This window comes from Paenarthrobacter sp. NPDC057355 (assembly GCF_042667405.1).
Classification (GTDB): Bacteria; Actinomycetota; Actinomycetes; order Actinomycetales; family Micrococcaceae; genus Arthrobacter.
The window spans coordinates 199,171-224,310 of sequence record NZ_JBHVAL010000005.1; the positions used below are offsets into that span (position 1 = coordinate 199,171).

Genomic DNA, 25,140 nt, shown 5'->3' on the forward strand with positions numbered 1-25,140 from the left:
CATCTCAGGCGGGGCCGTTCGCCCTGGCAATGGCCACGGCCTCCTCTATGCCCCGGTTCCACGGCTCGCCATGGCCGGGGAGAACCAAGCCCGCGCGGGTTTGTGCGAGCTGTTTCAGCGACGCGAGATTGAGTGCGCTGTCCGCCGTTGCTGCCCCCGCCACGATTCTCGGTCCCGTTCGCTGGGTGTACGGATCGAGGGTGACCAGCGCGTCGCCACTGAAGAGAATGCCGCGCTCGCGGAGGAAAAGTCCGCAGTGTCCGCTGGTGTGGCCGGGGGAGAAGGTGATCTCCGGGCTTCCGGGAACAGGAAGGGCCCCGGTGCCGGGGAAGTAGCGGACTTCTTCGACGCCTTTGACCCTGAGGGCTCCGGCGCGCGTCATGCCGGCAAGGACCGGGAGTCCTCTTGGGTGGGTCAGGGCGAAGACGAACCGTGAGCGTTCGTGCCTGTAGCGGTAGGGGTGCTTGGCAATGTAGGCGTCTTCGGTGTGGATCCACACCGGAATGCCCAGCTCCTGGTGCAGCCGCCGGGCGAGGCCCAAGTGGTCGAAGTGGCCGTGCGTGAGCACCAGGGCCCGGATGTCCTGCATCGAGTGACCCAGGGCTTTAAGCGAATCTTTCACGGGTCCCCACATGGCGGGCAACCCGGAGTCCACCAGGGTGAGTCCTTCGCGGCCTTCCACCACGTAGAAGTTCACGTAGGCGTCGGAGAAGCGATAAACACCGTCAGCCACCTCGGTCATTGCCATGGTTGTTTCCCTTCCTGGTTGGATCCGTTGAGGGTCACTGCCACGACTACCATAAGCATGCTTATTATTTTGGGGCAAGGGCCGGGTGCCGGGGGGTCGTCGCGTGCTTCAAAGAAAATACTTCGAAGAAAATATCGAGGACCACGACACGTTCTCCGGACTCGCGCCACTACTTAGTAGTGACAGGTTGCAGAGCGCACTCCGGATGCAGAACAGCAGCCACGGCCTATGAGGTGTTGAGACCCCCTCCTCGGCCGGTCACGGCGCAATAAGTCCGGGCCGGCGTTTTTGGCGGCCCGGAGGTGCGCCCGTCCGCTTGCCCGAGCGGACAGTGTGGCCGGCCCGTAAGCAGACCCCCCTCGAGCCGGCCACACACCCTTCCCGGGTGACTCGAACTGCCTCCTATCCTCAGCGGGCGCTTTGATCGCCGCGTCGACGTCGTTCGGCGAGTACCGCCGTCGTCGTGGCTTTCCGCGCGATAAGCGCTACGCCCGCCGCCGAGGCAACAAAAACTGCCCCCAGGATCGCCCAACCCAGCGTGCCACGTTCGACGACGGTGGCAGTCACCACGAGAGGCGCGAGCATGGCCCCCAAGGCGGATCCCATGCCGAACATTCCCTGATAAGCGCCGGCCTGGAGGGGATTGGCGAGTTCGAAGCTGAGGCCCCACGCCCCCGCTTGCGAAAGGATTTCCGCCAACGAGTGCAGGAGCGCGCCACCGCATAGGAGAATGATGGCGGCGACCACCGGTACGCCGCCCGCTAGTGCGTAGAGGGTGCAAGCCGCGGCCATGAGCACCCCGCCAGTCATTACGATCTTCCCTGCCCGGGCGGGGTGGTCTGTGCCGCGGGAGAGAGGCACCTGCAGCAGGACGACGCACACGGTGTTGATGACGAGGACCACGGATATCAGCACGTCCGGCGCGCTGGTGTACTGGGAAATCCACAGCGGAACGCCCATCTCGGCGAGTCCGAACTGCATGCCGAAAATACCGGACAGCACCGTCAACAGAACGTAGCGGCGATCCTTGAAGGGGGAGATGCCCCGCTTAGGCGCACGGTTGGCGGGGTCGTGTCGCGGCGCGTCGACGCGGCTGGGAAGGCGGCGGAGGTGCAGGGCGCTGAGGACATAGACGACGCCGGCGCTGATCATCAGCACGCGGAACGCGTCGGCCGTCCCGGCCAGCAACGCCAGTCCGGCGATCATGCCACCCGTCGCGATGCCAAGGTTGGTGATGGTGCGGAGGACTGCACGGGCATTGACGCGGTTGGGGCCTTCGAAGGCCCGCGCGATGATCGCTGAGCGCGCGGCGTTCGCGGCGCGGTCCATGCCTACCGTGATGCAGGCAATCACGACGGCGGTGCCGAAGTTCCCGGCGAATGTATAGCTTGCGATCGCGAGACCTTCGATGGCAACCATCACTACCAGCAGTCGGCGTGCGGACAAGTGGTCCGCAAGCCGGCCGCCAATGTAGGACGTAGCGACGCCGACCCCGCTGGAAACAGAGAGGATGACGGCGATTTCCACGGCGCTCAGTCCGACGAAGCGGCTGAAGTACAGAACCGTCAGGGTGAGGAAGATGCCGCGACCCACCGTGGAGACCAGAATGGCCGAAGCGAGGATCTTAAGGCTGGGATCGGAAAGGGCGGCGCGGAGGCCGTGCCGGGGAGGGGTAATGGTGTCTGCCGGAGTTTTGGTCACCCCCTAGTTCTGCCATCCGCCGAGGACGACCGGTATTGATGTAGCGTTGTGCTTCATGTTGAAGTACGTATTGTCCGGCGCCGACCTGGGCGGTGTGCGCTTCGGCATCTCGCCTATGTGTGAACTGGGGCTCTCCCTGAGGGCCATCCGTGATCCCAGCCAGTACCCGCTTCAGTTGCCGTGGTTGCGCCGCACGGAGGAAGCCCGTTCCCGTTTGGATCTGGACGGTCTGCTGGCCCTGGTTGACCACCGGCTCTGGACGCCTGACTTCCTGAACCCCCGGCCTCAGTCCCCTCTCACCAGGATCGACGACGAGTTCGCGGCATTGGAGGGAATGTCGGCCGAACAGTTCCATGGTGACCTGATCCGGGTGCATGGTGAAGTGCCCGCAGTCTTTGCCGGCCCCGTTGGCCCGGCGATCCGGCGCCTCGTGCAGATCCTCCAGGACTTTTGGGAAACGTGCTTCGCACCGCACTGGCTGCGCATGCGCACCATCCTGGAAGCAGACATCGTCCATCGCGGGCGGCAACTCGCCCAGGGCGGGCTGTTCACCATGCTCAATGAATTGTCAGGCGCTGTGGAATTCGACGGCCGGGTCATATCCGTGCGGTTGAAGAACCCTGCGTCGCGAACCGAGAAGACTGATGGCTCGGGGCTGACCCTCGTACCCACCATGTTCACCCGCAGGGCCTCTGCTCCCGTGAACCACGGTGACCCGCCGATGCTGATGTACCCGGCCCGCGGTCAGGGAGCGATGTGGGAGGCGGAGCGAGTCAGAAGCCCTGCCGCTGTTGTGGCGGTGCTCGGCGAGGTCCGGACCAGCCTGCTGACGGCGCTCGCTGCGCCTGCCTCATCCACCGAGCTTGGGGTGCGCTTTGGCGTGACCACGTCCGCAGTCAATCAACATCTCAGGGTGCTCCGGAATGCCGGGCTCGTGACGTCCACGCGCTACGGCCACAGCGTGCTCTACTTTCGGAGCGAGCTGGGTGCCGCGTTGCTGCTTGGGTGAGCAATGCGGCGAGTCGCGCGCCTCTGGCGGGACCCGCCGTCGGGCGTTTTTCAGTCCTCGCGGAGGCTGTAAGTGCTGACGACGTTGCCCTGGCTGGTGGCGTACTGGTCCTTCAGGAGCAGCCGGTTCAGGGGGTCTCCGTCCGCGAAAAGCCGGCGGCCTGTCCCGGCGATCACGGGGTGGGTCATCAAGGTCAGCTCATCCAGAATCCCTGCGAACAGCAGTTGGCGGACCAATGAGATGCTTCCGCATACGGCGATTTCGCCGCCGTCGCGGTTCTTGAGCCCGGTGACGAATTGCTCCACGTCGCCCTTGATCAGCTGCGAGTTGTTCCATTCCAGAGGCTCGGACAAAGTGCGCGAGGCGACGAACTTCTCGACAGGATTGATGAAAGCGGCGAACTCATCGTCCTGGGTTGCGTTCGGCCAGTAGCTGGCCCACTCCTGATAGCTGACCCGGCCCAGCACCACGGTATCCACGGTGTTGATCATCTTGGTCAGGCCCTTGCCCAAGTCCTCGTCGAAGCTGTCGAACTGGAACTTGAACGGGTCCTGGACCACGCCATCAACGGAGTGGAACAGGCCGGCGGTTACCTTGCGCATCGGTTCTCCTTTAGGCCGCTCTCCTTTAGGCCGCGGCGGTTGCCAGGCGACGACGGGACGGCAGTTCAGTGACGTTGCTCGGTTCGGTGTTCAGGCGGACGGGAAATTCGAAGAGTTCAGCGTAGACCTGAAGCTCGCCGAGGGCGTCCGTGTCAACGGTGGCTTCGGAAAGGTCCATTTCGACGTTCAGGCCGCCGCCAAGGCTCTTGGTTCGCTGCACCACCGGGTAGAGGCCCTGCACGCTTGAGGTGGTGACGTGACCGGTTGCGGCAATCTGGATCTGTTCGCCGTCAACGTCGACTCGAACAACTACGGAGAGCTTCTCGCTGGTCAATGTGCTGCCTTTCATCAGGTTGCTGCCACGCTGCAGCGTCCCCCAGCGTATGTGCCACATGTGACGTGCGCAACATTACGACGGCGAGGGTGGCGTCGGCGGTGGGCGCCAGCCACTGTTTTCTCACGCGTCGATGTGAGCACCTTGGGCCAGAAATCCAACTGTCCCGGAAGTTGTCTTTGTGACAGCCATTTGCAGGGGATGTTGGACTGCAATGTTACGTGGACGCTGTGGATTTCATCGGCCCTCGATTGTGCCTGAATGAGTGCCCACAGCCGTCTGCACAACAAGCACGTTGGAGGATGCCTCCAAGGGTTCGGCGCGGCATCACGCTATGTTCGGAGTGCCGCCAGCGACTGAATCCGCGAGTGGGAAGTGTCCCACCGTGGTGATCCGGTTCCAAGGAAGTGGACAGAAAACTGTGTAGCGTTTAGGGCACCATCACCGGGCATTTTTGCGAGCGGGTCTTACGGGAATGCAGTAGTCCTGAAACCGCGGGGGCGTTTGGCGCAAGGTAGCGGCGGCCAGTGGGGGACCGGCTTACGGGCGGTGACTCAAAGACGATGACTGTAGTTCATCAAGAGGCGTACCTGGTTCGTGTTTCGTTGCTGGCCCGGCTTAGCCGTGGCGTCCTCACGTAGTGGAGAATGTCGATCATGGGTGTTCTTTTTGACTACTTCTCTGCTGCATCCGATGAGGAGGCAGCCTCGGTGATCGATCGTGTCGTCGGTCCCGGATCCCAGGCGACGATCGCTCCGCCAGCCGAACCCAGGCGAGGCATCTTCGGCCGTAAACGCCCACCGGCGGCCGTGACCTACCAGGAAGCGGCCGTATTCGACACGGTGTCCGGTAACGGTATTGATCCCGTTGTGCAGCTGGGAACACTGGAAGAGCTGCTCACCGGACGGTCCTTTGACGATGTCATGGACGATCCACGGAGCGGGCAAGCCCTCGCGGATCGGGATGGTGGGCAGCGTCTTGTACTGACCCTGACGGAGCCCCTTTCCACCGCGCTGTCCACCGCTTCCGAGGGCGCCCTTGAGCAGGTGGCGATCCCCTGGTCGAAGACTGAAGAGTTCTGGAACGCAGCTGATCCGGCGCTACTTGCCGACTTCCTAAAGGATTTGGCCGGGTTAGCCCGACGATCCAAAGCTTCCGGGCAAGGGCTCTACTGCTGGGTGTGCGTGTAGGCTCCAGGGCGCCTCATTGGCTCCGGGCTATAAGGAAACTGCCGGAGTGGACTGCCGCCCAGCGCCCAGACCCAATGGTGAGGGATCCCCTAATGGGCGCTTGGAACGACCGGAGACCACCGGCTTACAGGCGTCTGTTCCGCGAATGGCCAGGTCAGAATAGACGCCACAAGGCACGTTACTCTCGGACGGTCGCCGCATGCTCCCTAACGCGCTTGGCGGATCAGGCTCTCAGCCAGGGCTGCGAGTGGCTCACCGCCCCAACTGAGATAGTCTGCTCGGTTGAAGATCCCCACGGACGTATCATCGCCGGGCAACTTCAGTGCGAGTTCGGACACAGCCCTAAGCATGCGAGCTTCCACGGACTCATCATTTCCCAGAAGTTCAAGCACCCGCCGTGCAACTCTCGGGAAATTGGGCACTAGGTCAATACCATCCGGCAGTTTTACGCCCTGAAAATGGCATCCGCGGAACTCAACGTCGCGGAAAGTAGCGCCGGTGAAATCAATGTCGAGTAAGACACCGGGTTCGGCATGCCCCGGGATCGCCCGCCCGTCAAAGAGAACATCCTGGAGTACTCCGGTGAACTCGCAATACTGAATTGTCGCCTGAAGGAACTCAGCACCTTTCAACTTGGTGCTCTTGAAGGAGCAGTGCTCCATCAAGCATCCAGACGCTAGAAGTCCCCGCAGGTCCGCCCCGTCAAAATTGATGTTCCGCCATGCGTTGCCCGTACCCCCTTCCTGCCAAGTCCCCAGGGCGGCGTCTCGCAGCCCGGCTTTGGCAAACGAGCTGTCCTTGACTTCGCTGTCCCACAGCCGCCAGTCAGCACAAACCGCTTTGTCGAAAAGACAACCAGTGATCGCTGAGCCGAAGAAACGGAGATTCGATAGCTTGGCGTAGCTCAGGTCGAGATCCTGCCAGCGAGCCGCACGAAATTCATGCATGCCGGACATTACGGTGGCAGTGCTACCACCCATGGTAAGAGTGGGGCCAAACGGCGGGGCGGGCAGCGCCAGCCCTCTTAGGTCGTGTCGTCCGTCGTGGACCCCGACATCCACGGGTAAAGCGCTGCTCATACCGTGGAGGAATCGAAGCACCTCTCCGGCCAGAGCTCGACCGTCTGCTGTTTTCCACCGTTGTTGGAGTGCTTTCATAGTCATCGTGTGAGCTAGCGTATTCCTGTCCGTCCCCTGGTCCGATATTTGAAGACCGGTCCGAGATCGCGGCCGGTAAAGGATCGCTTTACGTGTGCTCTGCTTTGCTCCCAGCGCTACAGTTGACCGGGCAGTGCGATTCATCGGACATGGCGGGTAGGGAGGGCTGGCGTTGGGAAAGTACTTTGAGCATGAAGTTCTTAGGGGCTTCTACCTGGAAGACAGCTGGATAATGGACATCAATGCAAGCCGAGGGCAGCTTGTCATCACCGCGGAGTTCGTACTGACCGAGGAACACCCCTCTTATTCCCCGGCACGCCCCGGAGAGCAATACTGCTACCGCAATGGGGTGCTGGTGTTCGATGGTGTAACAGATTTGACCTGGACGGGTCAGCTCAGTTCCCGGCCTTCGTGTGACCCTGACGGCGCAGTTGACTACGGCAATATCGACTCACTACTTATCGAGGGAAACCACTACACCGTTGAAGGCGACCTCGGCACAATCGCTCTCCACGCTGCATCCATCCGCGTGGCACTGGCCTCGGACGGCACGATCCTCACATCGCACGGCGCCGCTGCTGACCTCTAGCCCGCGCCCGGTGAAGGATCCTTCAACGGGCAATACGAGCTCACATCATGGTCGAGGACGATTGGTGTCATGCTTGTTCGATCAAAAGACTCACAGCTCGCCGAAGATTTGTGGATGAACGAAGGACCTCAATGACCGACCATCCAACGAGTTTCACAACCCGAGAATTGCGGGAGGTGTTCGATGTCCTGATGCGACACGTCGAGGAACGTCATGGCTCGACCATAGACGTGGGTGTGGACTATTTCTGGTCGATCCCACCCGATGCGATCTACGACGTCTATGACCAGCCGACCGAACTCACCATTGGTCAGCTCACAGAATCCCTGGACAACATCAGAAGGGTCGCGGCAGATCCCGATCGAGCCATTTCTTATGCTCTCGTTTGGTTAGGGGACGTTCTGCGAGCTACTGGCCACAAGCTGGTGAGCTAAGCGAAAGCGTCCGGTAAGGGATCCCTCAACGCGCAACCCTGTTTTCCTCACCCCGCTGGATCCAATGGAACAATTGCGGTGTGACACATGTGATCGTTCGGGCTAATGCGATGCGATGGGCAGACGACCACTTCCCGGGATGGATCGAGGTCGACGTTGTCGACGCGGAGGGTCGGACTCATCGGATCGTTGAAAAGGTCCCCGTCCTCGCCAAGGCCGACATCACCGCGGAGTCGACATTCCCGCTTGAACTGTGGATAGAGGCTGAGTTCGAGCGCATGAACGGCGACTCTGTCTTGGTACGGTTTGCCCATGGCGTAGAAACCACCGATGGCCTGGACCTGATCGGAATGGACAGGCACGACGTCCGCTGTCTGTAAGAGTTACTCGCCCTGCGTTCCAAGCCTGACCGAACGGCGGGCGGGCGGGCTGACGATGACACCCGTAAGGGGATCCTCCTAAGGGCATCCAGCTGGCCTAACTAAAGCGCGCTGTTGGAACCAAGAAATCGGGTTGGCCAGGCCCGGCTGACCCACCGGCGGTAATTTTGGTGAAGGAAGAAGGTTGGTTCACCGTTCATAGCTGGCCAGGCTCAAAGGAGTACAGAGATGGATAAACATCAGAAGCTGACTGTTCCCGATCTGGTTGGGCAGCCTGTGCACATTGCCCAAGAGACTGCGGCGAACATTGGGTTTGGGCTAGCCGCCGGGGACCCTGACGGGCCGGGGCTCCGTTCGCGTACCTGGCCAGGACTGTTCTGGGTGTCGGCCCAAGATCCGGCCGCCGGGTCGGTCCTTGAGCGGGGGAGCCAAATATGGATTACCTTCATCCAGGACGGTCAAGCCCGAAGCGACGTGCCGGAGCAGCCGGGCGGGCCGCCCCCCTCACTTACGCGTCATGCGGAGGCGCAGCACGACGAGTGAGCGATGTCCGGTGAGGGATCCTTCCACGGGCATAGAGCCGTAAGGCAGCAGGAGCCTATATATACCCCTTTTGGTGTGCGTCGGAGTGGATCTAGGTCAACAGTGGGTAACGCGCTGTGAAGTCGCTCCGAGGGCATGAATTCTAAGCCAAGCGGCATATGGTGGCTGTATGGAGGTCACCACTTAATGTACGAATCGGTCGGAGCGTATCTGCTCTCCCGCTGGGATGAGCCAGCAGAGCGAATCAGGTTCGAAGTTGAAGGGCTTTCCATCCAGGTGTGGAAATGGGATGCCGCAACTACAGGGGAAGGAGTCGACGTGTATGTAACCGTAGGAGCCGCCGCTGGCGCTTCTTCCCACAGTCCGGGCACGGTAGATCATCGCGCGGAATTCCTCTTGGGCCTGCGTCCTGGACAAGACGCAGTGGCCAGTCCGTTCGCCGCACTAGGGCTTTACGGACATAGGAACGGCGTCACCATAGCGGACGGACACACCGTTCCGTCGGACGGTCCACTCTGGCCTGGAACAGAAATGATGGCGTTCCTGCTCCGTGAACAGGAAGCGATAATTCCGACAGTCCAATTATCGGATGGGTCGCACGTCCACTTCCTCCAAGCCATGCCACTGCATGAATCTGAACTGCTATACAAGCGCCGTCACGGGATGGATGCCCTGATGGCCCATTGGAAAGAGCGACGTGTGCCTTTCTGGGATTCTGAGCGTGGACCTGACGCCCCGAGGTTCTAAGTTCAAGATTGTCGCAGTGAAGGATCCTCTTAGGAACACCAGCCGCAATGCCTCGACTTGCTTCCCCAAGATGTCTGGCTCGGGACGGCGTTTAGCCTTCGCGAGATGCCTTTGCGGCGGAAGCTGCCATCACCAATAACCCGTCGAGACGGTCTTCAAAAGTTTCTTGGGCTCCGAAAAACGCGTGATCGGTCAGCCTGATACCGAAGGTATCAAATGCGTGGGCCTCAATTTGGGCGCCCTGTTCGGCTGCGCGGACGCGGACGGTTAAGCCGACTGGTACGTTCGGACGACTCCATGAGAACAGATTGCCCCAGAGGCGGTACTGCCAGTTTGATCCTGTTCGTATATCTACGAAGTCCTCGTCCTGGCGGATCCTTGCCTTCTCCGAAGCAAAAGCTGTGGAGATGGCCGTCAACGCCTGATTCGGGGAGAGCGGCGATAACCACAGTTCAGACTTCTCGAACATCGGCTTTGTTCGGCTTCCCACTATCCCCATCGGTCTTCTCCTACGTATTAGAAATGTGACGACAGCCTAGTCTTTGGGAGCAAAAAAGTGAGCGACCTTTCCAAAAGTAGTGCCCGTATGCCGATCCTCCATCGAACGCCCACTCATCTCCTTGGGGTCTTCCCGTAAGGACGGTCCAATGCCATGATCAAGGCGAAGACAACCGTTTGAGGGGACAATGCGAAAGCGAGCTTTGGCGCCGGTGCTCATTGTGCTGCTCGGCGCCTGTGCTGCACCCTCCGGTCCAACGGAATATCCGCGTACCGCTTCTGCCGACGATCGCTGGGGCGTAGGCGTCAGCTACCCTATCTATTCGTCGCTAGCCGGGTGCGAAGACGATCCCAGCGTGGAATCAGCTGTGCAGAGTGCGGACATGCCGTCCTCCAGACTCGCTTTTCGTCTGATAGCAGGCGCATCTGAAGCGGATGCTATCCGCGTTGCAGACTGCGTGTCCCCGCTCTTGAGCAGCGGGGAACTCACGATTGCGGTCCCTGGGGCTTAAACGGTCTTCATGGAGATAACCGCGCACGTTGAAGGATCATTGGCGGACACAGACTTCCGGCGCTGATCCAGTCGCGGCGACGTCTGGCGTGCCTGATGCATCGGTGGTGTTATTACTCCAGGTCATCGCTGGTACGGCAAGGAGCGATCATGAACAACACGGCAAATAGTGCCTTCCTTTCCTTCCGTGATTCCGCAGTGCGGGATTCGGTAGCTGTACTCGCAGAGTATGCCGCGGCGCTTACTTGGGCGTTCTCGCTATTGGCGTATGTCAGCGCTGGCGCATTCATGAGTCCCGGCGCTGTCGTGCTTCTGATTCCTGCTATTGCGATGACCGCGGCTGCGATGGCTCTCCGTCGCAGAACTAAGCTTCCGCCCAGGCATAGGTCAGGCGCCGTCCGCGCTCGTCGATGAGAACCCGCTTTGTAGAGATGCAAGTCGGCGGTTTGCCTACTGGTCAAATGCCCGGTAAGGGATCCCTCACCGGACGTCCGGCATCGCCCAGGACAACCTACGGGCGTGGCACGATGAGAGCCGGAGAGTGCTTGGGCGGAAATATGGAGCTGCGACTTGGTAAACACGGGATCCCGTAGTGGTTTGATCAGTGGCAGGACTGCTTATCAAGTGACACGGTGGCGCCACCGTGTCGCGGGGTTTAGTGCGCTGGATGGACTGTTAGGTCTCTATCTAAACAACTCTGGTGTCCCTCAGTCTTTTTTTACCGATCTGGTGTTAGGTCTACTACTCGTTTCAGCGCTCCTTCTGATCGTCCTCATCAACTGGGCAGGCTTCAGGGAAGATGCTGAAAGGAAGGCTGGATACACAACCCTCCGCCTTGGCAACAGGAAGTTGATGCAACGAGATCCCTATATGGGGCGCATGATCCGGCTAGCCGGCGCGGACCATCTCGACCGTCAGCACTTCGCAGACATCTTGGCTAGAACCAAGGCTGAAGGGGAAAAGCAGCAGGCCCCCTAGGACAACGTCCGTAAGACGATCCTTCAACAGGACGGCGGGCTGCCGGTTAGGCTCGGTCTATGGAAGCCTCCACAGCTCTTTCACGACACTACTGCTGGTCTTCGTTGCAGTCGCGACCGATTGGACCACGGTCCGTGATCGCCTGTGATGCTTGAAGTCCCCGGGGACAAGCAGGTGAACACGCCCTACTCGGTCGGCTGCGAACTGGAATTGGCAGCGACCGTAGACGGCGGGCTGGCGGGGCCAATGCCGACACCGACCCGTTCGCTTCTGCTGGTCTTCGCCAACCTTGACGGAGACTCTGCCGCTACGGAAGTTCAGATTGGTGCCATGATCAGCGGTCCGAGTGCACTCGTTCCGGGATGGCGGGGAAAGGCCCAACTCGCATTCTGGGCTGAAATCGCTCAAATTTATGCGACTCCTGACGTTGCGTTCAAACTCTGGTACGACGGGAGAATAGTGGGGTTCGGAACGGTTACGTCGTATAGACCTCAGACGAGCACATGATCCGCGGGTGAGGGACGCCCGTGAAGGATCGTCAACCGAACGACCATTGGCGCGCCGAAGGCTGGCCGCCGATCGGGTGTGCTGGGCGGTTTTTCCTGGCTTTCTGCATCGTCGGCGTAATGAGGCCGTAGATCTCAGCAAGCCGTCGAGAACACACAAACTGTCCACCGGGCTTTAAAGGAGAACGTCCCGTTGTCCCGCTTCTGCGCACTTGGCCACCGCATCGAAGTGAGAAGAGGCGCGGGCGAACTTCTACAGAGGGGTTGGCATGCGCGGCCAGGTGACGAAGTCCAGCTAGCCGCATGCAGCCTGTGCTGCATTCCAACTCCAACCGCGTTACTCTGTCGCCAAGTTCTTTGGGCGATATGGGGGCATCTTATGGATGAGGGCAGCACCGCTTTTACAGTTGCCTTTCCCGAGGCTAAGAAAACCAGGACGGCCAACACCCTGGCCACAGCTTCCCTCGTAGTGTTCTGGATTCTATGGGGCATCCAATCATTCGGAGGCTCGGATGTTCCGGACCTTCCCTGGTTTATCCTTGGGCTCATCTCATTCGGGCTGTTCGTGGGATTTTCCACCTACGGGTGGCGGAGGCAGAAAGAGCTCGTACCACTGATCAACCAGCGGTTCGCCGAAGTGTTTTCCGCGCACACCAAAGAGGACTACCCAAAAGACGTGGACATTTTGAAGGTGCACCGGTTTGTGGCTGTTAGGAGGGCGGACGGATCCGTGCGCCTCTGGGGTGTAAAGCGGAAGAAGGACATTTTCAACGTGTTCCCTATGACCTGAGTCGCGGCACTTAAAATCCTGACCGTCCGGTTGAGGTTCCTCCACCGGACGCTGTGCAAATCGGTTTCATGGGTCCACCAAATGATAGGAACTTACTTGGAAGTTGCCATCCGTGAGTCTCGCTTTTTACAAGCAATGACCGACGTCGCAAACAAGGTATTAGAGGCCAAACGTGAGCAAATCTACGACCTGGTTGTGGAGGAGGCCGAGCAGTTCATTCGCGAGCTCCTAGGATGCTCCCACGATGGCGGCGCGTATTCCCTCTGGATGGAAATCAGCGACCTCTACGACAGCCCAGCCGGTCCGGGATCGGAGGAAGCCTGCGAGGAGATCGGACGCAAGGCAGCCGCAGAATGGTTATCCGTCGATAAATCATCTCCTGACGAGATCGACAAGTTCTTCGCTCGATGGCAAACCCCGGAACCATGGCAGATCTCGTGACAAACGTACGGTTGAGGATCCCTCACCGAACGGCCTTTGGCGCCTTCTGTAGCTGCGGTTATGGGTCCGGCCTGCTCTTGGCGACAAAGCGCGACGTTAGGGTGCAAGCAACAGATAGTTTCTATGTGTTCTTGGGGGAGAAATGATACTCACATCTGCAGCAGCATCAACGGTGGAACCATTGATGCCCTCCCCGCTCTTTGGCCTCTGGGGCGTTGTCATGAGCGCCGGCGTGGCCCTGCTCGTTGCGGCGCTGATCAGCGTGGCACGAAACAAGAAATACACCTCTGGCGGAACCGTCATCTGGACGCTGACTATTCTTGCGCTGCCAGTCCTCGGCCCTATTCTGTGGTTCTTGATCGGCCGCAAGCCTTTGGATTCTGGTTTTAGTGACCAGGAAAAAATTTGATCTACGCACAGCTGACCGAACGGCAGGCTGGCTCAGAGTTGAGATGATCCGGAATAAGCAGCCCTGAAGTCTAGGCATATGCGACAGCTGGACTGCAACGGGCGGTGCCCGGAAACGGATCCTTCAACGAACGATCTGGTGTTCTGCTCTGAGAACCTTGCATTAAGTTAGCCGCAGCCGGAGGGCAAAGGCCACCTCATCGGCGGGTCCACAAAGCTCGGGCGTGGACAGCTGGAAGAGTGCATCCGCCAAGATATCTCGATCCGGCGGATTCAGTGCAATATCTTCTCGGCCCTGCAGCTCCTCCGCCCATGCGCAAAGATCTTCCGCACTAATCTTCCCGGCCGAAAATTCGTCAAGGGCATGGCCGACATCCTGAGTAGAAGCAGTGGCTAACTCATCCTGAGAGGACCATTCAAACGCCAACAATCGAACCGTCAACTCGGCTAGAGGACCACGCAGCTGTATGAGGTCATAGAGCGCTTCTCGCCTTTGATCCTGCGACACCATAGAAGTTCCTCCTTCAGTCCACCAATCGTGGAGAACTCATCTCTACTGGCTGGAAGTCTGTCACACGCTACCCAGCGTCCGGTCAGGGATCCTCCTACGAGAAACGCCTCGAGATGGCAGTCGAATGAAGGGCAGCCTTCCGAGGCGAATTAAGGCTCAGGCTAAGTCCTCAAAGCTCTCCTCACCTGGGCGCCAAACCATCCAAGCTTGATCGGAGAATCCCATGAGGTGCGCTATCTCGACGTGGACATCTTCCCTCGCCGGATGTATCACTATCGTTCCGGTATCGAGCTCGATGCGTATGCCACTACCTGTGGCTTCGCTTGTCGAGATAACTGTGCCGGGGGTCAAGCGGCGTAGTGCATCCGCGTAGCCGAGATTTTGCTCATGCCACGAACCGCCAGCTGCCTGGACGACAGGCCATACGTAGCAGTTAAGGATGACGGGACCGCCGTCAGACGTGCCGTCGAATCGCAACTGCACGTAGTCGTTCAGAACGAACTCGACCGAGTACATCCGGTCACAGACCAGCCGCGAAAGTAATTCGTTGGGCACATACGGTGCTACCGCCATCTTGGCACCTTTCGATTCTCAACTATGGCGCCAGCATATGGCGATCTCGGTCAATGCCGTGAATATCGTGTGGGTGCGTCCGTGAAGAGACAGTTCACTTTTAGACGCACGGTAAGGGATCCCTCAGCGTGCGTTGTTTCGATCTTCCTGGCGCGGCGCCGCTGTCAGTCGCGGTAGAGGCTTGCCACGGCGTCCCTTGCTGGACCTGCCATCGTCGACGGCCTTAGTCCATTGACGGGAAGTTGCTCGATCGTGGCTGCCCAAATATCGGCCCAGAATGTCTCGTCGTCGAGATCCTTGTTGGACGGCCGACGGATAAACCAATCGAATCCGCGCGGTCGGGGCGGAATGCTGGCATCAGATAAATAGGCATCAATATCTTCATCGATGGAGGTTGAGTCGGCCTCTGACAACCTGAATTGCTGTGTGCCCTTTCCAACCCCCGCTAGGGGATGGACCACACTGCCGAAGCGCTCACGTGGGCCTCGGCGTACACGCACAAAGTTGCCAGGACCTACAGCCCAAAGGACCAAAGCTCCCCAGCCGTTCTCGGTGGCAAATATCCAATCTTGAGGAGCTTCCGACAATTCAGCGCACTCCCACGGATTTTGTGTCATGTTCACCATCATTCCGCACTGCTTGAAGCCGGCACCCCTGAAGACGGCAGAGCTTGCTTAGCGGCTGCTGCGTGGAATGGTATGCAGCGGTCATATCGAGAAGGTGCGTGGCCTCGACCTTAAACCATGATCTGGCGCCAGGGTTCAGCTCGGGGTGGTAGCAATCAGCAACGACCTTTTTTGGGTCCTTGTACATGGCCGAAGCGCTTGCGTTGGCCACTTGGAGCCACTGCTTATCTGCCTCACTCAAGAGGCCTGCGTCTCTAGACCGTTGGCCATTGCGAAGACTCCAGGAAAACGACCCCGACCGTTGGGGACGGCGCTTTGATACCTAGTGAACTCACCCATACAAGGAGAGTACGCAGTCAGCTCACCTGTCCCCGATGAAGTATCCCGTAACGGACACCTGTCCAGCGTTGAAACGGCAGCGAGGAAGTCCGTAAGCGAGAATCGCACCGCAGCCGGTTGTTCCATGTCGCCGTGGTGTTCCGGTTCCAAGGAAGTGGGACACTCTCAGGAACAGGAACCCAGCCCCCAAACCGCTCCACGCGTGGGGCATGGTTCCGACGTCGTGGTCCTCGCAGGCTCCAAACCCACCGAAGACGCCCGGGACCAAACGCAAGGCCTCCGCAAGACTGGCCATAGCGTAGGGCTTCGTCTTTGGGTCCCCGGGTTCCAAGGGAATTTTCTGCTTCAGTCGCCGTACTTCAGCAGCTCTTTCATGTTGAAGAGTTCTTCAAGAGGGGCCGCCGTGTCCGTCAATGGCTGGTCGGATTTGCCGCCGCAGTTCTCGGCTGACTTCGAATACTGCTCCTGGCCACCGTTCCGGACGATGATCTTTGAGGCGGTGCCGCCGGAGCAGCCTGGCTTTGGTGTGGCAATGCTGTCGGAACGCTGTGGCAGGGTGGCCGCCAGCGCCATGACTTTGGACCATGTTTCGGCGGGCATCGCGACTGTTTCCTGTCGCAGCACCTCACCGTAGGAGTCCACGGTGATGCTTGCTTCCGTCTCCGATGCTTTGATGATGTAGCTGCGGTGGTACTGAGGTGGGACGGAACTGGCGCGGAATTTGTACTCCACCATGGTTTCCGCGGGGTCCAGTTGGAGTTTGGCGGGTTCTGCGCAGGCGGAGGCCAGTCCAATGCAGACAGCAGCAATAGCCGTGAACGCGATGCGGCGACGCATAAATCCCCCTTTGGCGGCCGAACGTGTCATTAGCTTAGCGGGAGGGCACGAGGGCCGAAGCCCGGAAGTGGCGGTGCTTTTCGCAGCATCGTTCCCGTACGGCTCAGTCCGTTAGGGGATTACCCTCACATGGACCTTGAGGTCTGAAACTCTGTCACGTTTACACGTTCCCTGGTTTGGTTCATAGTCGAGATATGAGAGCGGCCGGCATTCTTCCCGAGGACGCCCCCGATCCCCGTGCCGGTTGGGCCGAGAAACTGAAACTCATGCCCGTTCCGGTGATGGGGCTCGTGCCTCAATCTTCGCTCGAGGACACGGACTCCGTCGGGCTGACTTACGGCATGGATGATCGTGGATACAGCGAAATGACCGCAAGTATCACCTACACGCTCTGGCGAAACCCGGATGATCGCTCAGACCCTGTAAACCTCGCAGACCTCGACGAGAAGACACGCAGATCGATCGAGGAAGTCCCGCCATGGCCGCGGCCCCCTTGGCTGATTGAACAGGTGGAGAGACTGCGCTACCCACAACTGTGGGAGGCCGTTCGAACCACCTGGCACCGCACTCCATCCGAGCGCTCATCGGTTCAATGGCTCTTGGCTGACCATGTCAACCACATCCTCATGAACCAGTACCGGCGGAACCTCTGGCCAGGAAGCATGCCCTGGGACCAGCACGAGTCCCCAATAACCGGCCGGATGGTCAACAGTCGGGCCAGGACCATCATCAACGGAATTGAGGTGCCCGGTGCAGAGGTCGATACCGACCCGTTCGTCTACGGCATCGGAGCCCAACTCGCAACCGGTGGCGTCATGACCGCAGTGCTTCCACGCTCTGAACTCAAGAGCATCCAAGTCCAGTTCACGACCCGCGCGAACACACTCCAGCGTCCATAAGACGATCCCCTTACGGAAACCGACTACGGATACCGACATCGGGCACGGGGAAGTGTCCCAGCTTTGTCGTGTGCCACTTCCAAGAAAGTGGAATGTTCGGGCGAACTGCGTCGGCTTGTAGCTTGGCCTTGGAAGCCACGTCCGGGAGCACGAATGGCTGAATGTTCCAACCGGAGCTGCGGCCTGCCCTAAGGTTGCGGGATGGTCGTGGTGACGCAGGCTACCGTTGAGGGACGGCTTTGAGGGGGACGGAGAAGACCTATGAATGAAGCTCAGTGGGACCGGCTGGAGGCGACCAAGGCGTACGCAGGTCGCGTCAAGTTGACCGACTACCTCGTTCGCCTGCCCAGCGGCGAGTTGGGCCATTACGAAGTTGACGAGAGCATCCCCTTCGCCGTAGCCGTGCTGATCGAGCAAGACGATGAAATACTTTTGACTCGCCAGTACCGCTTCCCTCTCAACGCCTGGATTTTTGACTTACCGGGAGGTGCCGGCGAGGAAGGAGAACTTCCTGAGATTGCCGCGCGCCGTGAAGTGCAGGAAGAGCTCGGACTAAGCATTGATTCCATAGTGGCCCTTCAACACTTCTTCCCAAATCCTGGACGGTCAGCTTGGCCGGTTTATTTGTTTCTCGCCAAAGTCGCCGAGGAAGGTCTGGCTGCTCTGGACGACCCTTGGGAACGAGTAGCAGGTCGGCGCGTTAAGAAGTCCCATGTCAGGGAAATGATCGCGGCGGGCGAGCTTGTTGATCCGTCTCTTCTCATAGCTTGGCAGAGCGCTACAGCGAAGGGTCTTCTCGGCGTTTAGCGAGAGCCGCGACCACCCCGGGAAACAACTCTTCTCTTCGGCACGCGCATGACGATTCCGAACGACGCGAGCAGTGCCGCCGTCGTACTTCTTGTGAAAGTACGACGGCGGCACTCGCCGTTTGTTCCGGGGCTGGACGCTAGGCGGTCTGGCCTGCGTGCTGGCCTTCGGAGATTTCCTCGACCACCTTGGCGTTGAAGGCGGGGAGGTCGTCCGGGTTGCGGCTGGTGACCAGGCCCTGGTCCACGACGACTTCCTCGTCCGTCCAGTTGGCGCCTGCGTTCTTCAGGTCCGTCTGGAGCGTGTGGTACGAGGTGACGTTGCGGCCCTTGATAACTCCGGCCTCGATGAGAATCCATGGCCCGTGGCAGATCGATGCCACTGGCTTGTGCTGCTCAAAGAAGGCGCGTGTGAAGTTCTGGGCGTCCTTGTCCACGCGGAGGTGGTCCGCGTTGACGACGCCGCCCGGCAGGACCAGTGCGTCAAAGTCCGAGGCGTTGGCGTCTGCGACTGCGAGGTCGACGTCGAAGGTGTCACCCTTCTCCACGCCGTTGAAGCCCTGGAGCTTGCCCTTTTCGGGAGCGATCAGAGTGGGTTCGCCACCTGCGTCCTTCACGGCCTGCCATGGGCTGGTGAGCTCCACCTGCTCGACGCCGTCCGTCAACAGGAATGCGACCTTCTTGCCGGCGATGTTGTGTTCTGACATTGTTCCTCCTCCGTTGTGCGGCATAGGCCTTATGGGCGCACGCTGCTGCTCTGAGAGTTGTTTGTCTGACTTGATCCAGCATAGGAAAAGTCAAAGTAATAAGCAAGCTGACTATTTGTTGGACTGTCCTCCATTGCCGTCCTTCGTTTGCCGGATGCAGCCGGGCACTGCGAGGCCGAATAACATAGGCCTATGTCCGGGCGGCGTGGGGGCCTGGGAGCAAGATCATGAATACTTCATCTGCGGAGACTCACCATCAGAAGATCATTCAGCCTTAAGCAGCGGACATGGCCATCCCGTCCAGTCGGGGCGGAGGCTGCACCGTGACCGCCTTTCAGGCTGATGGTGGAGGCCGATTGACGCAGTACCACGTACCCCACTATCTGACGGCCGAGCAGAAGTTCGATCACTGGCGCAATTGGTACGGAAGTGCAGTGGAAACCCCTATGAGGCTTGAGCGGCGGGGCAGGCAGCCCGGTCCCTCCTTCAGTCCCACCGCTGCCAGTTTCGGGGTTCCCGATGTCAGCCTTATCGAGGTTCGGAACGAGCCCGTGGCGGGGTTTTGGGGCGGGAATCCAAGCTCGCATGATGTAAGGCTGGTGTATCTCAGGCGCGCCCCCTCAGTGACACTCTGCGCTCCTGACCCCTTGCCGGTCCAGTCGGGCTACGTGGGCTTCCTCGATGTTGCACGCAACGGTGGCTTCGAAGCGCCGGCAGGGTTGCATGCGTTCCAGGTCAACATCAACCGGTCACGGCTGGATCTCGATGAACGGTCCTACGCTCGCTTGCTGCAGCGGCAGGATCTTAGCCGACACCCGCTGGTTAGGGGCTTCGTAGTGCCGTCCTTGGTGAACTGGAAACAACCCGGCCTGGGCAGGGAGGCCGCAGGTGTAGCCGACATCCTTAAGTCGGTGGTCGCGGCCTTGGTCAGTTCACTGCTTCAAGCGCCGGCTGATGGCTCACTCTTGGAGCCCGGGAGGCGATTGGCGATAAGGCAGTATGTGAAAGCCAATTTTCGGAACAGGGATTTGGACCCCGACGGGATTGCAATGCATTTCAAGATCTCCCGCCGCACCCTCTTCCACCACTTCGAGAATGAATCCATGTCCTTGTTCACCTATGTCCGGATGCTGAGGACGGTGATGGCGCTGCAGCTGCTCACGGATCCCGGCTCGAAGAAGATGCCCTTGTCCGACATTGCGAACGCAAGCGGGTTCTCAAGTCTCCAGTCAATGCGCCGGGCTTTGAAGGAGACTACGGGGCTCACCATCAGGGAAGCTCGTCAGCACGAGCCATTGGCGCGCACGAGCATCGCAAAGCTGCGGGAAGAATTGTCTGATTGAACTGGCCCCGGCGCGGCGTCTGAGCGTCACAGGATTGCTGGTGTTGCACTGTTTGATACTTTTGCGGTCCATTCCCGGCGCTTATTGACGCTTTGGCGCTTGGAGGCGTCTCCGGGTCTTCACGGGGAACTGCGGCCGGTGATAGGTTTCAGTCGATTTCCGCCGGCGATGATGGGGTGAGCACACAGCAGGAATCGGTTCCCAGCGGTTTGGGTCCAGCACAACTCAGGCGGACCCCGTGTACTAGGAGTCACCATGTGTACTCATGCCAACAGCCAAATCTGCCTGCAGTCACCCCAACTGGTCAGGGCATCCATCTCCTGGTCTGGTCCCGACTGCCTCCTCGAGTTCGAGTACGACGGAGAGCTTCCCTGCACAGGCGCCTTCATCATGGGCATCGAGATGTCCGTCGGGAGCCGCCCGGATATTCGGCACTGCTGTATCGAACTCCATAAGGGGGTACCGACGAGCGCCCTGACCTACGATTTCAACGGGCACTGGCAGGCTGACCACGGACCCATAGGCTCCATGCACGGAACCAACATTGTGCGGGGAAGATTTCCGGCCTGGTCCATTGGCGGTTGGACGCACAGTAGAGCGGCAACGGCTTTCGCCATCCAGAATGGAGCAACTATCTACTCCGGGGTCCAAGTGACTGAGGGAACTCCCAGTCGATCAGACCAGCTCCACCTCGAGGCCCTTTGACCGCAATAACGTCAGCATCCCGGCGTTGAGGCCTTCATCTGTAATAACAAGGTCCATGTCCTTCAGCTCTGCATGTTTGCAGTTGCTGACCTTCCCGAACTTACTGTGGTCGGCAAGCAAAATGCTCCGCCGCGCGCTTGCGTGCATGAGTCGTTTGACGGCTGCTTCGGATGCATCGTTTGTGGTGAGACCGCGGTCAAGGGAGACGGCAGTTGTTCCAAGAAATGCAACGTCAACATTGATTTCTGCGAGTGCCCTGGCCGCCCAATCGTCCACTTCGGCGGAGGTGACCGGGCGGACGCGGCCCCCGAGGGTATAGACGGTCAGCAAAGGGGCGTCCATGAGTGCCATGGCAATGGAGAGGGTATTGGTGTAGATCCTCAACGCGCGGTCCCGTGGCAGTATTTCCGCCAGCTTCGCGGTGGTGGACCCGCCGTCGATAAGCACTGAGCCATTGCTCGGAAGGTGCCGGAGGGCCGCCCGCGCTATGCGTTCCTTTTCTTCGACACGGGCCGTTCGCGCGGCTATAGGGGGCTCGTAGGTTATGCGGCCCACGGGAATGGCCCCTCCGTGGACCCGGCGGAGGAGGCCGAGCTGCTCGAGCGCCACAAGGTCCTTGCGGACGGTTTCGTTCGTGACACCAAGTTCAAGCGCGATGTCCGCGGCATCCGCGCGGCCGCTGGTCCGGAGCGTGGAAAGGATAAATTCTCTTCTTTGGTCCGCATAGGGAGCGCGCGCGTCCGGGCGCCCGCTTACTTGTCCTGCGGCTCGGGTCACGGTTACCTCCTGCTGAGCGGTTCAGCCGACCTGCTGATACCTCCCTAACGGTGTCATGAAATCCTAGCCGAGAAGAATTCGGAAAAGGCCAGCCAGTTGGCGCCGAAATGCCTCCGCCGGATTTCTGAGGAATCGAGCGGAGGCATTCACACTGCTTTCGGTGGGTCGGCCCTTATCCCAGTTCGCCGGATCCGGCGTGGGCCAGGGGGAGCAGCTGTTCCCACAGTTCCGCGGGAATGTTCCACTCGGCAAGGTCCGCGGTTTGGGCAACCCGGCGGGGTTCGGACATACCTACAATGGTGGATGCCACGCGGGTGTCCCTGGTGGAGAACTGGAGCGCCGCAGCAGCCAGCGGCACGTCGTATGCCTTGCACAGCTGTTCCATCTTCCGGACCCTTTCCACGATTGCCTGGCTGGCGGGGCGGTAGCAGTAGTTGGGAACTGCGTCCGGACCCTTGACCAGCATGCCGCCGCCGAATGGTGCGGCATTGACGAATGCAACGCCACGGGCCGCCGCGTCCTGGATGAGGGGTTCAGCGGTTTGGTCGACAAGGGTGTAGCGGTTGTGGCTGATGACCACATCAAAGGCGTCGGTGGCCAGGTACTTCAGTTCGAGGTCAATGGGGCCGCCAGCGACACCCAAGTGCTTGATAACGCCCTGATTCTTCAAATCCACGAGAGCTTCAAGGGGGCCACCGGCCTCTGTGCCTTCCTCGAATGAGATCTTTTCGGGATCGTGAAAATAGACAAGCTGCAGCGTGTCCAATCCCAGGCGTTCAAGACTTTCCTCGACGGACTTGCGTACCCGGTCGCCTGAGAAGTCGGTGGTGCCGACGATCGGATCCACCTTGGTGGCGAGGACGATGCCCTCAGGCAGGCCGCCAACTTCCTTGATGGCTTCGCCGATCCGGCGCTCGCTGTCTCCGCCGTGGCCGTATTCGTTGGAAGTGTCGATGAAGTTGAACGGTCCTTCGAACACCCTGCGGATGGTCTGTACTGCTGTTTCGTGGCTGACCTCATAGCCGTACTGGGTGGGGTGGCTGCCCAAGGCACTTGTTCCCACGCAAACGGAGGAGACAGAGAGCCCGGTGCGTCCCAGGGTGCGGTTTTGCATATTGTGTGGTTCCTTTGAATCGGTGTTATCTGGTTGCTTCCAGGCCCTTGAAGGGGCCTGTTGGTCCTGGCTGATGGACGGTGGGGGCGTTATTGGCTGGGATGCCAGGGCTGTGACGTGGAGTTGGTTGTCCCCCCGGAGCCAGCTGCTTCATGGATGAGTAGCGAAAGGTAATGATCTTGGCAGGCGTCCGCGAGGGAGTAGCCCAGATGGCGGTTTTCCGGAAGTGTGTTGCTGAGGCAGGTGGCTATTGCGATCTCCTCATCGGAGAGCCGGGCTCCTTGGAAGGGGTTCACGTAAAGGATTTCGCCGGCTGTGCTGAGGGTTTCCAGATCGGCGCCTTCAAGGTTTCCGTCAATGCCGGACTGGCGCCGTTCGACGGACGCGCTGACCGGGTCGCCGTCGTCGTTCAACCAAGTCAGCCGGTTGCCCGTGAGTTCGGCGTGACTCCCGCGGAGTTGGAAGTGGCGCCCCCGCAGGGGGTTGAACCACTGGGTGTCGGTGAAGTCGTACAAAGCTGTTTTCGAGCCTGAGCTCAAGAGTGCGAACGTGGCATTAACGTCCTCGAGCTTCGTTCGATCCGGTTTGCCCTGCCGGTCCGGGCCACTCATGAGCGGGACGGGTTGGGACGTCGCCAGAATTTGAACGTGCTCATGTCCCAGAGCCAGCATGGAGCGCAGCATGGCGATGGCGTGGTAGTCGTGGGTCCACGACATTGCCGCGGAGCTGACCTCCCCGAATTTTCCGGAGTCAAGGAGGCAGCGAACGGCCTGGAAGACGGGAAGGTATGGGTGCTGCTCTGCGACCTGTACCAACCCGGTGGCGCCCACGTCGTGCCACAGCGCGCGCAGGGACGGGAGATCTGCCGCGGGTGGTGTTTCCGAAAGGACAGGAACGTTCAGTCCAACGAGCGTACGGATAACGTCCGGATTGGCCTCCCGGGGGACGCAGGTGACTGCAAGCGCCGGGTTGGTGTCGCTGACTGCATGCTCGATGGTGCGGTACGTGGGAATCCCCCACTGCTGTTCCATCTCCATCCCGGCTTCTGCCGTGCGGGTGACGGCACCCACGCATGTGAAGAGGTGGGGAAGGTGCCGGGCGATACGAAGGTAGAAATCCGCACGCCAGCCCCTGCCGACAATAATGAAACGATGCGGTCCCCGGCCCGTCATGGCGTTCATGCCCCCGGGACCAGTACTGCCCGCCCCTGCAACTGGCCGTTCTTCAGCCTTTGCAGAACCAGGTTGGCCTCGCTGAGGGGGAAGTCCTCGTGGACGGCATGGAGCTTGCCGTCCACTGCCAAGTCCAGTACGTCCGCCATGTCCTGGCGGGTTCCCAGGACCGTTCCCACGATGGTCTTCTCGTCACCGATGTCCATGCCGCCCACTGATTGGGACACCCCGAGGATCACGCGGCCCCCGGGTTTGATGACACGCAGCGCTTCGGCCACGGCCTGGTCCGACGGCGCGAACACGATCGCTGCGTCCTGCGATCCGTCCCGAAGCACCAAACCTCCTTCGCTGCCGGAGGGCACATAGCTTCCGTGGGCGCCGAGTTCTTCGGCGAGTGCACGGGCCTTGGGACTGCGGGATACGGCGTTGACGCGGGCGCCGGTGATGGCAGCCATTTGCAGCGCCAGATGGCCAACTCCGCCGATGCCGAATACAGCCACGTTCCGGCCGGGACGCAAACGTGCCTTTTTCAGGGCGCCGTAGGCCGTGATGCCCGGGCACAGTAATGGCGCTGCTTCGGTATCGGAAAGAGAATCGGGGATCTTGCACGCGAAGTTGGCCTTGGCCAGCATGACTTCGGCGTATCCGCCGTCGCGTGTCTCTCCGGTGATTTGGCGCCGTCGACAACGCTGTTCATGGCCACCGACGCAGTGTTCACAGCTGCCGCAGGTAGACCAGATGGGCTGGACGCCGATCCGGTCGCCTACCGACAGGTTGTCTACGCCAGGACCCAGGGCCTTGACCCGGCCGATGACCTCGTGGCCCGGGATGATGGGCAGGGCGGCGGGGGTGCCCGGCAACCAGTCACCTTCGATCATGTGCAGGTTGGACCGGCAGACCCCGCAAGCGAGCACACTGATGGCAACTTCCCCGGGTCCCGGAATGGGTTCGGGTACCTCGCTGTACTCCAGCGGATGGTTCTCGATGGGGCCGGGGGCCCGGAGGAGGGCGGCGTACATGCGTCTACCTTTCGAACTTGGTCTTCGTGTTGGAGTAGCGGGGGGGCGGGCCGGGGCGGGCCCCCCCCCCGGGCTGGCCCAACAAGGCGGTGGTGGTTTTTTGTGGGAGGGCCGGGGGTGGGGGACAGGGCGCAGAGGGGTAGAGA

General features: G+C 60.2%; 29 protein-coding genes. 14 read left to right on the top strand and 15 right to left on the bottom strand.

The window, feature by feature from the left end; all coding sequences use genetic code 11:
* Positions 1–4: 4 nt before the first annotated feature.
* Together ACFUOZ_RS08795 and ACFUOZ_RS08800 are read right to left on the bottom strand one after the other, a co-directional pair.
* On the bottom strand, positions 5–748 hold the full coding sequence (locus ACFUOZ_RS08795; protein WP_377546882.1) for an MBL fold metallo-hydrolase: 744 nt from the start codon (positions 746–748) through the stop codon (positions 5–7).
* Positions 749–1,156: 408 nt separating this feature from the next.
* Positions 1,157–2,449 (bottom strand): MFS transporter, encoded by a 1,293-nt coding sequence (locus tag ACFUOZ_RS08800; RefSeq protein WP_377546885.1) that lies wholly within the window; start codon positions 2,447–2,449, stop codon positions 1,157–1,159.
* Positions 2,450–2,504: 55 nt separating this feature from the next.
* On the opposite strand from ACFUOZ_RS08800, the gene ACFUOZ_RS08805 reads away from it, so the two are divergent.
* On the top strand, positions 2,505–3,458 hold the full coding sequence (locus tag ACFUOZ_RS08805) for a DUF5937 family protein (RefSeq protein ID WP_377546887.1): 954 nt from the start codon (positions 2,505–2,507) through the stop codon (positions 3,456–3,458).
* Positions 3,459–3,508: 50 nt separating this feature from the next.
* Here ACFUOZ_RS08805 and ACFUOZ_RS08810 read toward each other — a convergent pair whose 3' ends face one another.
* Entirely contained in the window at positions 3,509–4,060 is a 552-nt protein-coding gene (locus ACFUOZ_RS08810) for a dihydrofolate reductase family protein (protein WP_377546889.1), read from the bottom strand.
* A gap of 25 nt (positions 4,061–4,085) precedes the next feature.
* Positions 4,086–4,409: a hypothetical protein gene (locus tag ACFUOZ_RS08815; RefSeq protein ID WP_377546892.1), complete on the bottom strand. Its 324-nt coding sequence runs from the start codon at positions 4,407–4,409 to the stop codon at positions 4,086–4,088.
* Between the two features lie 641 nt (positions 4,410–5,050).
* On the opposite strand from ACFUOZ_RS08815, the gene ACFUOZ_RS08820 reads away from it, so the two are divergent.
* Positions 5,051–5,584, top strand: coding sequence for a hypothetical protein (locus tag ACFUOZ_RS08820; protein ID WP_377546894.1), 534 nt, complete (start codon positions 5,051–5,053; stop codon positions 5,582–5,584).
* Positions 5,585–5,790: 206 nt separating this feature from the next.
* On the opposite strand, the gene ACFUOZ_RS08825 is transcribed toward ACFUOZ_RS08820, so the two are convergent.
* Entirely contained in the window at positions 5,791–6,747 is a 957-nt protein-coding gene (locus ACFUOZ_RS08825) for a pentapeptide repeat-containing protein (RefSeq protein WP_377546896.1), read from the bottom strand.
* A 226-nt stretch (positions 6,748–6,973) separates the two neighbouring features.
* On the opposite strand from ACFUOZ_RS08825, the gene ACFUOZ_RS08830 reads away from it, so the two are divergent.
* The 5 genes from ACFUOZ_RS08830 to ACFUOZ_RS08850 all read left to right on the top strand — a co-directional run bounded on the left by ACFUOZ_RS08830 (position 6,974) and on the right by ACFUOZ_RS08850 (position 9,434).
* Entirely contained in the window at positions 6,974–7,330 is a 357-nt protein-coding gene (locus ACFUOZ_RS08830; RefSeq protein ID WP_377546898.1) for a hypothetical protein, read from the top strand.
* Positions 7,331–7,461: 131 nt separating this feature from the next.
* On the top strand, positions 7,462–7,764 hold the full coding sequence (locus ACFUOZ_RS08835) for a hypothetical protein (protein ID WP_377546900.1): 303 nt from the start codon (positions 7,462–7,464) through the stop codon (positions 7,762–7,764).
* 80 nt (positions 7,765–7,844) lie between these two features.
* Positions 7,845–8,144 carry a hypothetical protein gene (locus tag ACFUOZ_RS08840; RefSeq protein ID WP_377546902.1) on the top strand — a complete coding sequence of 100 codons (300 nt, stop codon included), beginning with the start codon at positions 7,845–7,847 and terminating at the stop codon, positions 8,142–8,144.
* A gap of 228 nt (positions 8,145–8,372) precedes the next feature.
* The gene (locus ACFUOZ_RS08845) at positions 8,373–8,687 is read left to right on the top strand and encodes a PASTA domain-containing protein (RefSeq protein ID WP_377546905.1); all 315 of its coding nucleotides are present in this window, start codon (positions 8,373–8,375) and stop codon (positions 8,685–8,687) included.
* 186 nt (positions 8,688–8,873) lie between these two features.
* Positions 8,874–9,434, top strand: coding sequence for a suppressor of fused domain protein (locus ACFUOZ_RS08850; protein ID WP_377546908.1), 561 nt, complete (start codon positions 8,874–8,876; stop codon positions 9,432–9,434).
* Positions 9,435–9,525: 91 nt separating this feature from the next.
* On the opposite strand, the gene ACFUOZ_RS08855 is transcribed toward ACFUOZ_RS08850, so the two are convergent.
* Complete coding sequence (locus ACFUOZ_RS08855; RefSeq protein ID WP_377546911.1) at positions 9,526–9,933, bottom strand: hypothetical protein; 408 nt, start codon at positions 9,931–9,933, stop codon at positions 9,526–9,528.
* A gap of 2,373 nt (positions 9,934–12,306) precedes the next feature.
* On the opposite strand from ACFUOZ_RS08855, the gene ACFUOZ_RS08860 reads away from it, so the two are divergent.
* From ACFUOZ_RS08860 to ACFUOZ_RS08870, 3 genes are all read left to right on the top strand, one after another.
* Positions 12,307–12,717 (top strand): hypothetical protein, encoded by a 411-nt coding sequence (locus ACFUOZ_RS08860; protein ID WP_377546913.1) that lies wholly within the window; start codon positions 12,307–12,309, stop codon positions 12,715–12,717.
* 135 nt (positions 12,718–12,852) lie between these two features.
* A complete protein-coding gene (locus tag ACFUOZ_RS08865) occupies positions 12,853–13,158 on the top strand; it encodes a hypothetical protein (RefSeq protein WP_377546916.1) in 306 nt (101 codons plus the stop codon).
* Between the two features lie 184 nt (positions 13,159–13,342).
* Complete coding sequence (locus tag ACFUOZ_RS08870; protein ID WP_377546919.1) at positions 13,343–13,567, top strand: PLD nuclease N-terminal domain-containing protein; 225 nt, start codon at positions 13,343–13,345, stop codon at positions 13,565–13,567.
* A 162-nt stretch (positions 13,568–13,729) separates the two neighbouring features.
* Here the strand turns inward: ACFUOZ_RS08870 and ACFUOZ_RS08875 are convergent, their stop codons facing one another.
* The 4 genes from ACFUOZ_RS08875 to ACFUOZ_RS08890 all read right to left on the bottom strand — a co-directional run bounded on the left by ACFUOZ_RS08875 (position 13,730) and on the right by ACFUOZ_RS08890 (position 16,452).
* Complete coding sequence (locus ACFUOZ_RS08875; RefSeq protein WP_377546921.1) at positions 13,730–14,077, bottom strand: hypothetical protein; 348 nt, start codon at positions 14,075–14,077, stop codon at positions 13,730–13,732.
* A 156-nt stretch (positions 14,078–14,233) separates the two neighbouring features.
* The gene (locus ACFUOZ_RS08880; RefSeq protein WP_377546923.1) at positions 14,234–14,650 is read right to left on the bottom strand and encodes a hypothetical protein; all 417 of its coding nucleotides are present in this window, start codon (positions 14,648–14,650) and stop codon (positions 14,234–14,236) included.
* Positions 14,651–14,814: 164 nt separating this feature from the next.
* A complete protein-coding gene (locus ACFUOZ_RS08885; RefSeq protein WP_377546926.1) occupies positions 14,815–15,279 on the bottom strand; it encodes a DUF5956 family protein in 465 nt (154 codons plus the stop codon).
* Positions 15,280–15,960: 681 nt separating this feature from the next.
* Positions 15,961–16,452: a hypothetical protein gene (locus tag ACFUOZ_RS08890; protein ID WP_377546928.1), complete on the bottom strand. Its 492-nt coding sequence runs from the start codon at positions 16,450–16,452 to the stop codon at positions 15,961–15,963.
* Between the two features lie 194 nt (positions 16,453–16,646).
* Between ACFUOZ_RS08890 and ACFUOZ_RS08895 the strand changes: the two genes are divergently transcribed.
* Both ACFUOZ_RS08895 and ACFUOZ_RS08900 read left to right on the top strand, forming a co-directional pair.
* A complete protein-coding gene (locus ACFUOZ_RS08895; RefSeq protein WP_377546931.1) occupies positions 16,647–17,351 on the top strand; it encodes a hypothetical protein in 705 nt (234 codons plus the stop codon).
* A 261-nt stretch (positions 17,352–17,612) separates the two neighbouring features.
* Positions 17,613–18,158, top strand: a complete 546-nt coding sequence (locus ACFUOZ_RS08900; RefSeq protein ID WP_377546933.1) for an NUDIX hydrolase — start codon at positions 17,613–17,615, stop codon at positions 18,156–18,158.
* Positions 18,159–18,297: 139 nt separating this feature from the next.
* Here ACFUOZ_RS08900 and ACFUOZ_RS08905 read toward each other — a convergent pair whose 3' ends face one another.
* The gene (locus tag ACFUOZ_RS08905) at positions 18,298–18,864 is read right to left on the bottom strand and encodes a type 1 glutamine amidotransferase domain-containing protein (RefSeq protein WP_377546935.1); all 567 of its coding nucleotides are present in this window, start codon (positions 18,862–18,864) and stop codon (positions 18,298–18,300) included.
* A gap of 323 nt (positions 18,865–19,187) precedes the next feature.
* On the opposite strand from ACFUOZ_RS08905, the gene ACFUOZ_RS08910 reads away from it, so the two are divergent.
* The gene (locus ACFUOZ_RS08910; protein WP_377546937.1) at positions 19,188–20,207 is read left to right on the top strand and encodes a helix-turn-helix domain-containing protein; all 1,020 of its coding nucleotides are present in this window, start codon (positions 19,188–19,190) and stop codon (positions 20,205–20,207) included.
* Positions 20,208–20,462: 255 nt separating this feature from the next.
* On the top strand, positions 20,463–20,912 hold the full coding sequence (locus ACFUOZ_RS08915) for a hypothetical protein (protein ID WP_377546939.1): 450 nt from the start codon (positions 20,463–20,465) through the stop codon (positions 20,910–20,912).
* Here the strand turns inward: ACFUOZ_RS08915 and ACFUOZ_RS08920 are convergent.
* The 4 genes from ACFUOZ_RS08920 to ACFUOZ_RS08935 all read right to left on the bottom strand — a co-directional run bounded on the left by ACFUOZ_RS08920 (position 20,883) and on the right by ACFUOZ_RS08935 (position 24,994).
* Positions 20,883–21,689, bottom strand: a complete 807-nt coding sequence (locus ACFUOZ_RS08920; RefSeq protein WP_377546941.1) for a DeoR/GlpR family DNA-binding transcription regulator — start codon at positions 21,687–21,689, stop codon at positions 20,883–20,885. The genes ACFUOZ_RS08915 and ACFUOZ_RS08920 overlap by 30 nt on opposite strands.
* Positions 21,690–21,861: 172 nt before the next feature.
* Positions 21,862–22,803 (bottom strand): aldo/keto reductase, encoded by a 942-nt coding sequence (locus ACFUOZ_RS08925; protein ID WP_377546944.1) that lies wholly within the window; start codon positions 22,801–22,803, stop codon positions 21,862–21,864.
* A gap of 89 nt (positions 22,804–22,892) precedes the next feature.
* Positions 22,893–23,984: a Gfo/Idh/MocA family protein gene (locus ACFUOZ_RS08930; RefSeq protein WP_377546946.1), complete on the bottom strand. Its 1,092-nt coding sequence runs from the start codon at positions 23,982–23,984 to the stop codon at positions 22,893–22,895.
* Positions 23,981–24,994, bottom strand: a complete 1,014-nt coding sequence (locus ACFUOZ_RS08935; protein ID WP_377546949.1) for a zinc-dependent alcohol dehydrogenase family protein — start codon at positions 24,992–24,994, stop codon at positions 23,981–23,983. The genes ACFUOZ_RS08930 and ACFUOZ_RS08935 overlap by 4 nt, the downstream gene beginning before the upstream one ends.
* Positions 24,995–25,140 lie beyond the last annotated feature (146 nt).